The sequence below is a fragment of the Streptomyces sp. CC208A genome (genome assembly GCF_030010625.1).
GTDB lineage: Bacteria > Actinomycetota > Actinomycetes > Streptomycetales > Streptomycetaceae > Streptomyces.
In genome coordinates this window covers 1-13749 of the sequence record NZ_JASCXN010000008.1, presented here as the reverse complement: position 1 = coordinate 13749, position 13749 = coordinate 1, and the positions used below count along the sequence as shown (strand labels likewise).

9 protein-coding genes are annotated in these 13749 nt (G+C 71.2%); 4 read left to right on the top strand and 5 right to left on the bottom strand.

What is annotated here, in order from left to right:
• Positions 1-17: 17 nt before the first annotated feature.
• Both QK442_RS11480 and QK442_RS11475 read right to left on the bottom strand, forming a co-directional pair.
• Positions 18-521, bottom strand: coding sequence for a flavodoxin domain-containing protein (locus tag QK442_RS11480; RefSeq protein WP_282693791.1), 504 nt, complete (start codon positions 519-521; stop codon positions 18-20).
• Entirely contained in the window at positions 518-1438 is a 921-nt protein-coding gene (locus QK442_RS11475; RefSeq protein ID WP_282693790.1) for a universal stress protein, read from the bottom strand. Before QK442_RS11475 ends, QK442_RS11480 begins: the two co-directional genes overlap by 4 nt.
• A gap of 201 nt (positions 1439-1639) precedes the next feature.
• On the opposite strand from QK442_RS11475, the gene QK442_RS11470 reads away from it, so the two are divergent.
• From QK442_RS11470 to QK442_RS11455, 4 genes are all read left to right on the top strand, one after another.
• On the top strand, positions 1640-2500 hold the full coding sequence (locus QK442_RS11470; RefSeq protein WP_282693789.1) for a universal stress protein: 861 nt from the start codon (positions 1640-1642) through the stop codon (positions 2498-2500).
• A 1187-nt stretch (positions 2501-3687) separates the two neighbouring features.
• Positions 3688-5544 (top strand): DNRLRE domain-containing protein, encoded by a 1857-nt coding sequence (locus tag QK442_RS11465; protein ID WP_349239644.1) that lies wholly within the window; start codon positions 3688-3690, stop codon positions 5542-5544.
• Positions 5545-5550: 6 nt separating this feature from the next.
• Positions 5551-10146, top strand: coding sequence for an RHS repeat-associated core domain-containing protein (locus QK442_RS11460; protein WP_282693788.1), 4596 nt, complete (start codon positions 5551-5553; stop codon positions 10144-10146).
• 115 nt (positions 10147-10261) lie between these two features.
• The gene (locus QK442_RS11455) at positions 10262-10717 is read left to right on the top strand and encodes a hypothetical protein (protein ID WP_282693787.1); all 456 of its coding nucleotides are present in this window, start codon (positions 10262-10264) and stop codon (positions 10715-10717) included.
• A gap of 164 nt (positions 10718-10881) precedes the next feature.
• On the opposite strand, the gene QK442_RS11450 is transcribed toward QK442_RS11455, so the two are convergent.
• The 3 genes from QK442_RS11450 to QK442_RS11440 all read right to left on the bottom strand — a co-directional run.
• Positions 10882-11709, bottom strand: coding sequence for a hypothetical protein (locus QK442_RS11450; RefSeq protein WP_282693786.1), 828 nt, complete (start codon positions 11707-11709; stop codon positions 10882-10884).
• A 29-nt stretch (positions 11710-11738) separates the two neighbouring features.
• The gene (locus tag QK442_RS11445; protein WP_282693785.1) at positions 11739-13019 is read right to left on the bottom strand and encodes a cation:proton antiporter; all 1281 of its coding nucleotides are present in this window, start codon (positions 13017-13019) and stop codon (positions 11739-11741) included.
• 157 nt (positions 13020-13176) lie between these two features.
• Positions 13177-13749: Na+/H+ antiporter NhaA (locus QK442_RS11440; RefSeq protein WP_282693784.1), on the bottom strand; the 573-nt coding region annotated here is incomplete at its 5' end.

The window sequence follows — 13749 nt, the reverse complement described above, 5'->3', positions numbered from 1 at the left end:
CCCGGACGCGGTGCGGCTCAGCGGGCGGGGTCGAGTTCGGCCCCGATGTGGTGGGCCCATTCCCGGATCCGGGCCGGGTCGCGGAAGTCCCCGCCCTTGCCCCGGCGGACCATGGCCCGGGCGAGGAAGCCGGGATTGTCGGCGGTGAGGGCGCCGCCGAAGGTGATGTGCTCCCGGGCGTCCAGCTGCCTCATCCGGCGGGCGACCCCGGGGACGGGCGGGATGTCGTGCTGTTCGGCGGAGCTGTCGACGGGCCCGCTGCTGAACAGCCAGAGCGGACGCCCGCGGAGCTGTTCCGCGTTGCGCCGGGCGCACCGGCGGGCCTTGCCGTTCCAGCGCCCGGCGTAGAGGGCGCCGCCGAGGACGACGCCGTCGTAGCCGCTGACGTCGGTGACGGCGTCGGCCGGCCGGACGTCGGCGTCGAAGCCGTCGTCGCGCAGGGTCCGGCCGATCTCGTCGGCGATGCCCGCGGTGGCACCGTGCTTGCTGCCGTAGGCGACCAGGACGCGTTTCGTGTTCATGACCGCTCCTCCGGTACGGGTCGGGGCGCCGTCCCGAAGCCGGCCGGGACGAGCTCCACGGGGCAGTGGGCGTGGTGGATGAGCGCGTGGGCGACGCGTCCGAGGGACGGCCCCGCGCCGAGGGTCCTGCGGCCCCGGCCCATCACCATGAGGTCGGTGTGCGCGCTCGCCTCGACGAGGATCCCTGCGGTCGTGGTGCCGGTCTCCACGTGGGGGGTCACGATCAGGTCGGGGTACCACTCCCGGACGCGTTCGGCGAGCGCCTCGACCTCCTGGACCCGCCGGCGCGCGGCCCCGTCGAGGCCGTCGAGCATGGTCGCCGCCTCGCCGACGTGGGTGAGGATGTTCCCCACGCTCAGGAGGCGGAGCGACGCCTTGCGGACGGAGGCCTCGGCCGCGGCGAGAAGCAGCCACCCCATGTCCTCGGCGTCGCGGACCGCCGCGGTCACGGAGCCCGTCCCCGGCCTGTCGGCCGCGCCGCGCACGACGATCACGGGCACCTCGGCGCGAGCGGCCACCCCAAGCCCCACGGAGCCGAGCAGGAGGGCGGAGAAGCCCCCGAGCCCCCTGCTGCCCACCACGACCGTCTTCTCTCCACCGGCGACCTCGCGGAGCTCGTCGACCGGCCCCCGCCGCCCGAGGAGCCGGGTGACGACGAGGTCCGGGAAGCGCTCCCTCACGGCGGCCTCGGTCCCGGTCAGCAGTTCGCGGCCGGCCTCCCGTACCGCCTGGATCGTCTCCGCGTCGCTCCAGTAGGCCCGCCGGTCGGTGTCGGCCGCGTGCACGAGGTGCAGGGGCCGGGACCGGCGGTCCGCCTCCGCGGCGGCCCAGAGCGCGGCCGTCCTCGCCGCGGGGGATCCGTCGATCCCGACGACGACATCGGCCGGCTCGGGACGGACGGGGGTCTCGCTGCTCATGGCTCCTCCTCGGTTCCTGCTCCTGCGTCCGCCCGGGGGCGCGTACGGCTCCCGGAAGGGGCGGCACTCCTCACGCTGGCACCGCCGCCGGCCGACGGCGATGGGCCGTTCGGCCCCGATCGAGACCTGCCCGGCCCTCACGGCGCGGGGGTGCCGGGGAGAAGCCTGGAACCCTGGACGGACACGGCCGAGGAGGCAGTGATGACAGCGCAGGTCACCGTAGGTCTGGACGGCTCGGAGGAGAGCCTCGCCGCGGCTCGCTGGGCGGCGGGGGAAGCGACGCTGCGCGAGGTCCCGCTCCGCCTGGTGCACGTGGAGGAGTGGCCGACCACTCCGGAGGTCCCGGTCCCGTACGCCCGGACGCTCACCGAGCGGGCCGAGGGCCTCCTGCGCGACGAGTCCGACCGCGCGCGGAAGGAGCACCCCGGCCTGGAGGTGTTCGCGGAGCGGGCGCGCGGCCGGGCGGCGGACGAGCTGACCGCCGCGGCGGACGACGCCGATCTGATGGTGCTCGGGTCCCGCGGACTCGGTGGCGTCCTCGGCTTCGTCGTGGGCTCCGTCTCCCTCGCGGTCGTCGGCGCGGCCCGGCGGCCGGTCGTCCTCGTGCGCGCGAAGTCCCCGGAGGCGGCCCCCTCCCCCGGCGGGATCGTGGCGGGCGTCGACATCGACCACCCGTGCGAGCCGCTCCTCGCCTTCGCCTTCGAGGCGGCGGCCCGGCGGCACCTCCCGATACGGTTCCTCAGCAGCTGGACCCTGCCCGCCACCTACGGCTACGCGGGCGTCGTGGACCCGAGGATCAGCGAGGAGCTGGGGGCCGGCGTGCGCGTCGGCCTGGACGAGCTGCTGACCCCGTGGCGCGCGCGGTATCCGGGGGTGGAGACCACGGCCGAGGCGGTCCTGGGCCCGGCCGCGTACCGGATGACGGAGGCGTCGCAGGACGCCGGACTCGTCGTCGTGGGGCGCCGCACCCGCAGGCTGCCGGTCGGCCCCCACCTCGGCCACGTGACCCACGCGGTCATCCACCACAGCCCCGCCCCGGTCGCCGTGGTCCCGCTGGGGTGAGCCGTGGGGGGGGCGGGACCACTCGGCGCCGCCTGCCAGGTGACGACGACCAGGAGGTTTCGCTTCGTCACCAGCGTGTATTCCAGGACACAGTTCTCCCAGATCTCTCCGCAGAATGCCCCTTAAATCTGATTAATCCTCACATTCCCCATGTTCGGGTCCGCTAAATTTCGCTTGATCGCCAACAGGCGACCCGTATTGGGGAGGAACAAGCAGGATGAGACGACGGACGTCCGCTCCGGGGGAGCGGCATCCGCTGCCGTCGCCTGGCCGTTTGAGGCGAATAGCCCTGGCCACGGCGTTGGTGATGACCTTCGGGTTCATGGAGGGGATGGCGGCCGCGGAGCCGCCGAAGGCCCCGGCTCAGGAGCCGCAGGTCAAGGGTCCGGCCGAGGCGGAGGACGCCGCCTCGGCCTTGCTGATGGCCCGGCTGCAGAACCGGCGGATCGAGGTGACAGGGGAACGGACCGAGTCCACGACGAGCTGGGCCAACCCCGACGGCTCGATGTCGCTGGAGTCGTACACCGGCCCGGTCCGGTTCAAGGACGACCACGGCACGTGGCGCACGGTCGACGCGAGCCTGGTCGAGACGCCGGGCGGCGAGGTCCAGGCCGCGGCCCACCCGCTGGACCTGACGCTGGCCGGCGAGTCGTCGGCGGCGGAGGTCGCGCGGATCAAGAAGTCGGGCGGTGAGCCGGGCGAGAAGAAGACGCCGGCGGTGCCGCTCGTCTCGCTCGACAGCGGCGAGGGCCACGAGATGACCCTCTCGTGGCGCGGCGCGCTGCCCGACCCGGTCGTGCACGGCACCGAGGCCCGCTACCCGGGTGTGACGACCGGCACCGACATGGTGATCGAGTCGACCCGTACCGGCTTCGAGCAGTTCCTGGAGCTGAAGGACCGCAGCGCCGTCGACGCCAACGGCTCGGTGACGATGTCGCTGAAGGCCAAGGGCCTGAAGGTCCGGGCGAACGCCGACCGTTCGGTATCGTTCCTGGACCCGGGCACCGGCAAGGAGGCGGGTGTCCTGCCCGCGCCGGTGATGTGGGACGCGACGGTCGACCCGAACACCGGCGAGCACGAGAACAAGGCCGACGTCGGCCTGAAGGTCACGCAGAACGGTGACACGGTCGACCTGACGCTGACGCCGGACCCGGGCCTTCCTCGCCGACCCGGCGACGAAGTTCCCGGTGACCGTCGACCCGGCGGTGAACATCGGGGCCAGCTTCGACACCTTCGTCCAGCAGGGCTACTCGACCGACCAGTCGGCCGCGACCGAGCTGAAGCTGGGCAACAACGGCTCGGGCCAGGTGGCCCGTTCGTTCCTGGCCTTCCCGATGTCGAAGATCACCGGCAAGGTGATCAAGTCGTCGAGCCTGAACCTGTGGAACTTCCACTCCTGGTCCTGCAACGCGCGCAGCTGGGAGGTCTGGGACACGTCTTCCGCCTCCACCGCCTCGCGCTGGACGGCCCAGCCGAACTGGAACCGGAAGTGGTCCACGTCCACGGCCACCAAGGGCTACTCGTCCTCGTGCGCCGACGGCTGGGTGAGCACGGACATCACCAGCCTGGCCGCCGCCTGGGCGGCGAACGGCAACGGCACCAACACGCTCGGCATCCGGGCGACGGACGAGACCGACTCCTACGCCTGGAAGCGGTTCAACTCCGGTAACGCCGCCTCCAACACGCCGTACATCTCGGTCACGTACAACACCAAGCCGGGCGCGGCCACGCCGCTGTCCCCGCTGACCGGCGCGGCGACGAACGACACCACGCCGACGCTGTCCGCGAAGGCGGTCGACGCCGACGGCAACACCGTCCAGCTGACCTTCGAGATCTGGAAGTCGGACGGCACGGCGGCCCTGCAGTCGGGCAAGTCGGTGTTCGTGGCCTCCGGCGCGACGGCGACCTGGACGCCCGGTACGGCGCTGCCCCAGGGCTCGTACAAGTGGCGGGCCGCGGTCTACGACGGCCAGGACTGGAACGGCACCTGGTCGGCGTGGCAGACCTTCACGGTCGACACCACCAAGCCCGGCGCGCCGTTCGTGTCCTCGACGGACTACCCGCAGGACAACCTGTGGCACGGTGGCGGCGGCACCCCGGGCAAGTTCACCTTCACCCCGGCCTCCGGCACCACGGACCTGGCCGGGTACGTGTACTCGCTGGACGGCGCCGCCGCAGCGACCGTCGCGGCGACCGGCACGACCACGGTGTCCATCACCCCGGCCGCCGACGGTCACCGCACGCTGCGGGTCCAGGCCAAGGACAAGGCCGGCAACCTCTCGACGGCGGTGGTGTACGACTTCCTCGTCGGCCAGGGCGCGATGGTGCGGCCGGCCGAGGGCGCGGTCAGCGCGCGGCGCGTGCAGATCGCGGTCGACGCGCAGCCGAAGTACACGCAGGTCACCTACCAGTGGCGCCGTGGTCCGGGCGCGAGCGTCTACAACATCCCGCTCGCCAACCTGACCAAGCAGGACAACACCCCGATCACCACGGTCAAGACGCCGCTGTCGCAGATCGGTGAGTACGCCAACTGGTCGGTCCTGGAGACCCTCGGCCAGGTCGGGGGTGTCGTCCAGGTCCGCGCCATGCTCTACACGGACAACGCCGCGGATGCCGCGTACATCAGTGAGTGGCGCGGCTTCACGGTCGACCCGAACGCCGACGGTGCCGCCTCGGAGGAGGTCGGCCCGGGTTCGGTGAACCTGCTGACCGGTGACTACTCGGTCGACGTCACGGACGCCGACGAGTTCGGTCTGTCGTCGTCCCGTACCGCCTCCTCCCGCGGCACGGACCGCGGCTGGGTACCGCAGGGTCAGCGCCTGACTGCCAACCAGCAGGACGTCTCCACGGACCTGACCGGTTTCTCGGCGACCACGGCGACGCTCACCCGGGACACCGCACTCGGCCAGGACGGCTCCACCGACTCGCTGAAGGTCGTCCCCACCACCAACACCAACGGCGACTCCTTCGCCATGGTCGGCGGTGACCAGAACGCCCTGCAGCTGGGCATGAAGCCGGGCAAGACCTACCGGTTCTCCGCCTAGGCGTACGTGCCCTCGGCGACCGGCCTGTCCCCGCAGCACGCGCGCGGTCTGCGGCTGTACGCCGGCTTCAGCACGCCCGGCGGCTACGTCGAGCCGACCTCCCGGAAGGTGCCGTACACAGACGCGTGGGCCGAGCTGACGCTCGACTTCACCGTCCCGAAGGACGCCACGACGGCGTTCCTGCGCCTGTACAACGGTTTCCCGGCCAACTCGGGCAAGGCCGTGTACTTCGACCACCTCTCCCTGCGCGAGCTGGTCGCCCCGTTCGGTCCGCAGTGGGCCGGCGGTGCGGCGGGCGGTGTGACGGACAACGAGCTGCACTCGCTGACCTTCCCGGGCAAGGACGTCGCGGTCATCACCGGCTACGACGACACCACGATCACCTTCGCGAAGAGCTCGGACGGCTCCTTCAGCCCCGAGCCCGGCTCCGAGGGCCTGATCCTGAAGGCGTCCGGCGCCGACTACGTCCTGACCGACGACGACGGCACGGTCACCCGCTTCACGAAGCAGACCGGCTCCGACGTCCACGTCGTGGGCTCCGTCTCCGGTACGGACGCGGCGTCGACCAGCCGGTACGTGTACGACACGACCGACGGCCGCACCCTCGTCAAGCGCGTGATCGCCGAGGTCGAGCCGGGCGTCGACGACGCCGGCCAGTGCACGGGTGCCGTCCCGGCACGCGGCTGCGAGGTCCTGGAGTACGTCTACGCGACGGCCACCACCGCCACGGCCACCACACCCGGCGACGTCGTCGACCGCGTGAAGGCCGTGAAGGTCTGGTCGTGGGACCCGGCCGCGGGTGCGGTGAACGCCGTCGAGGTGGCCGCCTATCGCTACGACGCCCAGGGCCGTCTGGTCGAGGCGTGGGACCCTCGCAAGGGCTCGGCCGCCGACACGGCCACGTTCAAGACCACGTACACCTACGACTCGGGTGACCGTCTGACCGGGATCGCCACCGCCGGCGAGCTGCCCTGGTACTTCGACTACGGCAAGGCCGGGGCCGACCAGGACCCGGGCCGTCTGCTCCAGGTCCGCCGTCCCGCGCTGAAGCCGGGCACCAAGGACACGGTCGAGGGCGAGACCGCCTCGAAGGTGGTCTACGAGGTTCCGCTGACCCGCGCCGCGGGCGGTCCGTACGACCTCGACGGGGCCAGCGCCGCGACGTGGGGCCAGGCGGACGTTCCTACAGACGCGACCGCCGTCTTCGACGTCGAGTCGACCCCGGCCACCCACACGGCCACCGCCACCGTCCCCGGCAAGGACGGCTACCAGGCGGCCACGGTCCACTACCTGAACGCCTCGGCCCTGGAGGTGAACACCGCCACCTGGTCCCCCACCGGTGTGGGTGACATCGACACCGCCGAGTACGACCGCTTCGGCAACATCGTCCGCAGCCTCGATGCCACCGGCCGCCTCCTGGCGCTCGGTCTCGGCGACGACGTGGACGAGAGGGTCGTCGAGCTGGAGCTGCCCGACGACTCGGCGGCCCGCGCCGCGCTGCTCGACTCCCGCAAGGTCTACAGCCGTGATGGCCAGGACCTGCTCGAAGAGCTCGGCCCGGTCTACCGCGCGATGCTGGACGAGGCGGTGCCGGCCCAGGCCGATCCGCCGATGCCCGCTCTCGCCGCCGGAACCTCGGTGGTCGTGCGCGAGCACACCGTGCACAAGTACGACGAGGGCAAGCCGGACGGCGCGGCCTACCACCTGGAGACCACGACTCTCGACGGTGCCCGCATCGAGGGGTACACCAACGACGTCGAGGTGCGGGTCACCAAGACCGGCTACGGCACGCCGATCGGCGGTACGTCGGGCTGGACGCTGCGCACCGAGACGTCGGTGACCACCGACGCGGTGACCGGCGGGGCGAACCTGACCGCCACCATCAAGTACGACGCGGCCGGGCGTGCCGTCGAGTCCCGCAGGCCGGGCTCGAACGGCGCCGACACCGGCACCGTCAAGACCGTGTTCTACACGGCCGGCGCCAACCCGGACGACGCCGCCTGCGGCAACCGTCCGGAGTGGGCGGGCAACCCGTGTGTCACGCTGCCCGGTGGCAAGGTCACCGGCGCGGACACCGCCCGCATGCCCGACACCCTGCCGGTGAAGCGGATCACCCGCTACTCCCGGTTCGGTGAAGTCGAGGAGGTCACCGAGACCAACGCGGGCAAGACCCGTGTGTCGACGACCGTCTACGACGCGGCCGACCGGATCGTCTCCACGAAGATCACCGGTGACCTCGGCCAGGACCTCCCGGAGGTCACCACCGAGTACGACCCGGTGACCGGCAACGCGGTCAAGACCATGGCCGGCGGGAAGACCATCACCCGGGTCTTCGACGCGCTGGACCGCCTGCTGTCCTACACGGACGCCGACGGCGGTACGACGACGACCGAGTTCGACAAGTTCGGCAAGCCGGTCAAGGTCACCGACAACACCGGTTCCACCACCTACACCTACGACCGCACCAAGGAACCGCGCGGCATGGTCACCTCGGTGACCGACTCCGTGGCGGGCACCTTCACCGCGAAGTACGGCCCCGACGGCCAGCTGGTCGAGCAGACCTACCCCGGCGGCTACGTCCGCAAGGACACCTTCAACGCCAGCGGCGCGGCCACCGGCCGTACGTACACCCGCGTCTCCGACGGTGAGGTCGTCTACGGCCAGCACCTGGACATGACGACCCAGGGCGCCGTCGCGGCGGACACCAACTCCACCGACAGCAAGGAGTACACCTACGACCGTCTCGGCCGCCTGACCAAGGCAGCCCAGACCACCATCGACGGCTGCACCACCCGCGCCTACGCCTTCGACGAGACCGGCCGCAGCATCGCCGGCCGCATGAACCGCACCTCCAAGACGGTCTACGCGCCGTCCGAGGACGGCGCGTGCACGTCGGCGAACGGCACGGTCACGACCAGCTCGTACGACAGCGCCGACCGGCTCCTGACCGCCGGCTACGTCTACGACGCCTTCGGCCGCACCACGGCCACCGGCACCGGCTCGGTCAACACCTACTGGGACAACGACCTCGTCGCCTCCCAGACCAAGGGTGACAAGCGCCAGTCCTGGTCCCTCGACCCCGCCCACCGCTTCACCGCCTTCACCACCGAGGTCAAGCAGGCGGACGGCACCTGGGCGAACGCCAGCAGCAAGCTCAACCACTACGGAGACGACTCCGACGAGCCCCGCTGGATCATCGAGGACACCACCCAGTCCACGCTGACCCGCAACGTCTCCGGTCCGGACGGCGACCTGACCGCCACCACCTCCGCCACCGGTGACGTGGAGCTGCAGCTCGCCAACCTCCACGGCGACGTGGCCGTCACCCTCGACACCGCGACGACCTCGCCGAAGGTCCACGTCTTCGACGAGTTCGGTGTCCCCGCCGAGGGTCAGGCCACCCAGCGCTACGGCTGGCTCGGCGCCAAGCAGCGCTCCTCCGAGGCCCTCGACGACGTCATCCTCATGGGAGCCCGCCTCTACGCCCCCGCGCTCGGCCGCTTCCTGCAGGTCGACCCGCAGCCCGGAGGCAACTCCAACCCGTACGACTACTGCAGCGGCGACCCCGTCAACTGCACGGACCTCGACGGCCACTGGGGCTTCAGTTTCAAGAAGATGTTCAAGAAGGTCGCCCGCGTCGCGGAAGTGGCCTCCTACATCCCCGGTCCCATCGGCAACATCGCCTCCGCCGTCGGAGCCATCTCCTACGCCGCCACCGGCAACTGGCGCAAGGCCGCGGAGATGAGCGTCGGCGTCGCCTTCGGCTCCGCCGGCCGCCTCGCCGTCAAGGGCTTCAAGGCAGCCCGCGCCATCCGCAAGGCCGGCCGCGTCAAGCGCCTGGCCTCACGGGCGAGGAAGGTCTTCCGCCGCTCCCGGTGCAACTCCTTCACCCCGGAGACGCTGGTCCTGATGGCCGACGGCAGCTACCTGCCGATCGGTGACATCATGGTCGGCGACTACGTCGCGGCGATGGACCCGGAATCGGGCGAGACCGCGGCCAAGCCGGTCCTCGAGGTCATCAGTGGCTACGGCATCAATCATCTGATCGAGATCGACACCGACCTCGATCCGGCGACCCCGCCGCTCCAGGCCACGGCAGAGCACCCGCTGTGGGTGATCGACAAGGGCTGGACCAAGGCCAGTGACGTATCGGTCGGAGACGTCCTCCTGTCCTCCGACGGGCCGGGGCAGCCCGTCACGGCCGTGTACAACCGCGGGGAGGTACCGGACACTCTCGTCCTCAACCTCAACGTCGGTGATCTGCACACCTTCGTCGTCAGCGTCGGAGACAGCGACGTACTGGCGCACAACCGCAACGGCCAGTGCCGGATCGACCTCAAGCACGTTCTCTCAGGCCACGGTTCGACAACCCGCACGGCCGGAAAGAGCCGGTTCCGTTCCCGGAACATCAAGGAGGTCAAGTACCTGATCCGTACGACGATCAAGAAGGGCAAGAGCCGTCGCAACACCGACGGCCGTGACGGCCGCCTGTATGAATACGATTTCGGCCGCCGCGTCGGCCGGGACGGCAAGGGCAGGGCGACCTCTCGCGTGCGAGTCGTCGTGAAGAACGGGCGCGTGAGAACGGCGCACCCGTACTAAATCGACACCCGCAGCGTACGGCGTGGTTGATGGGGCCCCCGCGGACAGTTCCGCGGGGGCCTCCCTGCGTCACCCCGTAAACTCATGTGCCTGGAAGGCGGACAAGGAGCGTGCCGTGATCGAGCTGGACCACCGGGTGAACGGCATCCGGGATGGCGTGGACAGCCCCGAGTTGCGCCGCAGGCTTGCGGTGGCAGACCTGTACGAGCTGACGTGTGAGATGTTCTGGGGGGATCTCACGTTCCGGGCTGAGGGCGCGGACTTCAGCGGCCCGGGGCCCGTGTTCGACGCCGCCTACTGCCTGTACCGCATCGGAGAGGACTTGAAGGCCCAACCCAAGAGGACGTACTCGGCGGCTGGCGGCGCGGGAGAGTACTTTTTCACACGAAAGGGTGAGTCCGTCCGGATCCGCGAAGAACACGGCCCCTCGGGATCAGTCTCCTACGAGGAGTTCCGGACTGCGACGAAAGCTTTTCTCCGTTCTGTGATCGCGGATCTGTGCGCGTGCTATCCGGAACTCGGCAAGAATCAGGAGATCTTGAGCCTCAAGTCCCGGCTGAAGACCGCGTAAAGCCAACGGGGAGATCGGGGGCGCTTCCGGTCGCAGGCGGCAGGGGTCGCTCGCCACGCGTTCACCGCCGGGTCCCGGCGCGGCGGGTGGCGCCTCGGACGGAGTCCCGGTGGACCAGGCCGACCGTGGACAGGCCCGATCCACCGGGCATGGAACATGGAGTGTCATCTCTTCGGGAGAGGGAGAGGGCGTGCGTGCCGGCCTCGGCCGGAAGGGGACCTCAGGACGAGGTACTGGCGGACGAGCGGAACCATGACGCACCAGGCGAGGGCTTCGGCGATCGGGCCGAGTTCGGACAGGCCGGCCAGGACGAGGGCCGGCAGGGTGCACAGGGCGGAGCCGAGGGCCCACTTCAGCCGGAACACGAGGACGGCGGGGAGTCCTTCGGCGGCCCATGCGCGGGCCCGGACGAGGGCGGAGCCTCCGGTGTGGAGGAGGAAGACGCCTGCGGAGGTCAGGGCGAGGACGAAGGCGAGTATGAACTCCGCCTCGTCTTCGGGGGTGTCGGCCGTTTCCTGGGTGGTTCCGTCGCGGGCCACGGCCACGGCGTAGTCGCGCCAGAGGGTGACGGTGACCTCGTCGCCCTGCGCGAGGTGTTCGAGGAGCGGCCCCTCACCGCCCATGTCGATCTCCCCGGGCACCCCGGGCGTGCTCCCCAGCCGGAGGGTGAACTCCTGCCGCTTGGGCTCGTCCCGGATGACGACCTTGGCCACGCGCGCCGTGCGGGTGCGGAAGCAGTTCCCGGTGGGGGCGGGGGCGGTGTCGGGGCATGCCGTGGCCTGCCGGTACAGGCGCTCGTCCGCCACCGCTTCCGGTACCGCCGCCAGGCCGGCGGCCGAGACCACGAGCACGGCGAGGCCCAGGAGCGCGGCGACGGCGCCCCACACCCGGTGCCCGGTCGTTCGCCGGCGCAGGCCCGTGGCGCTGTCCGGTATCCGCGGAGTCGGGCGGGAGGCGAAGCCGCCGGGGGTGGGGCGGTGTGGGGCGCGCACGTCTTCCCCAGGGATCGGCGTACAGCCGGTCAGGTGCGTGCGTGGGGGATCGTCTCGCCGGTGGCCGTCTTGTCGGTGGCCGTCTTGTCGGTCTCGCCGTCGGCCGCCGCCGGGGTGCGGGGCGTCGCCCCGGTGTCGACGAGGTCGTCGACGTGGAAGAGTCGGGCGATGGGGACGTCGGTGCTGCTGTGGGCGATGATCGAGAAAGCGATGCAGACCGCGATGAGCGTGTACGCCTCCTGGCCCTGCGGGATGCCGGCCTGGAGGACCAGGAGGCCGTAGACGACCGAGGCGAAGCCCTTGGGACCGAACCAGGCGGCGACCAGCTTTTCGCGCCGGTCGATCCGGGTTCCCCACAGGGACAGCAGCAGCGAGCCGGGCCGGATCAGCACGATGGCGAGGACGGCGGCCACGTAGCCGCCCCACGACAGGTCGCCGAACAGCTGCGGGGTCAGCAGGGCGCCGAAGACCAGCAGCGCGGCGAACTTGGCGAGTTCGGCGAGCGCCTCCCCCAGCGGCTCGAACTGCTTGTGGGACTCCGGTGCGACGGCGGCGAGGACGGCGCCCGCGGAGAAGGCGGCGAGGTAGGGGTTGGCGTGGGTGAGGTGGCAGGCGGCGTACAGGATGATGCCGGTGGCCAGCGGCAGCAGGGGCTGCAGCTTGGGCTCGGCGCCGAGCAGCGGGAGGCGTACGAGCCCGTTGACGATCAGCGGGAGCAGGACGCCGAAGGCCAGGCCGAGGCCGAGTTCGAGGGCGATGCTTCCGTACGACGCCTCGGCGCCGGCGGCGGTCGGGCCGGCGGCGGCGATGAGGATCAGGACCACCGGGAGGGCGAGGCCGTCGTTGATGCCGCTCTCGACGTTCAGCAGCTCCCGCAGACGGGCCGGGACCTCCTTGCGGCCCACGATCGCGGAGGCGAAGACCGGGTCGGTCGGCGCGAGGACCGCGCCGACGAGGAAGGAGGTCGTCCAGTCCAGGCCGACGAGGTAGTGGGTGATCAGCGCCATGCCGACGCAGGCGAGCGGCATGCCCAGGCCGAGCGCGCGGGCGGGGTTGCGCCAGTTGGCCCGCAGCTTGGCGAAGGAGACGTGCATGCCGTCGGTGAACAGGACGGCGAACAGGGCGAGGTCGGCGGTGACCGAGACGATCTCGCTCTCGGGCGTGACGTGGATCAGCCCGAAGAACCCGTCGCTGACGAGCGCCCCGCCCACGAGGAAGAGCAGCGAGGTCGACAGGACGGTACGGGCCGCGAGCCCGGACAGCAGGACCGCGACGAGCAGCGCGGCCCCGAAGACGGCGACGAGCACCATGGTGGAGGTTCCCCCGATCGGCAGTGTGAGAGACGTGTCCCTTGTTCGCCGACCAGGCTTCCCGGCACACCACCAGGGACTTTACACCGTCCTTACGCGCCCTTGACAGGCCCCTTCCGCTCCGTGCGCGGCGGTGCGGGGGCAGGCGGTTCCCCGGTCACTGGGCGCGGCCGGGGAGGGCGTCGGCCTCGGTCTGGTAGCAGTCGGGGATGCCGTCGTTGTCGTCGTCGCGGTTCTCCTCCTCGTACAGCTTCTTGTACACGCGGTTGCGGCGGCGGAGGAGGACGGCGGCGAGGACGGCCGCGGTGAGGGATCCGATGAGGACGGCCGCCTTGACGTGCTCGGCCTGGGTCGGGTCGGGAAAGGCCAGTTCGCCGATGAGGAGGGCGACGGTGAAGCCGATGCCGGCGAGTGTGGCGAGTCCGAGGACGTCGGCCCAGGCGAGGTCGGGGTTGAGCCGGGCCCGGGTGAAGCGGGCGGCGAAATAGGTGCCGAGGAAGATGCCGAGGATCTTGCCCGCGACGAGGCCGATCAGGACGGCGAGGGGCTCGGGGTCGGTGAAGACGTGGCGGAGCGCGTCGCCGGAGACGCTGACGCCGGCGGCGAAGAGGGCGAAGAGGGGGACGGCGACACCGGCCGAGAAGGGGTGGACGAGGTGGGAGACGCGTGCGCCCGGCGAGGACTCCTCGCCCTTGTCCCGGACGGTGCGGAGGATGAGGCCCATGGCGAC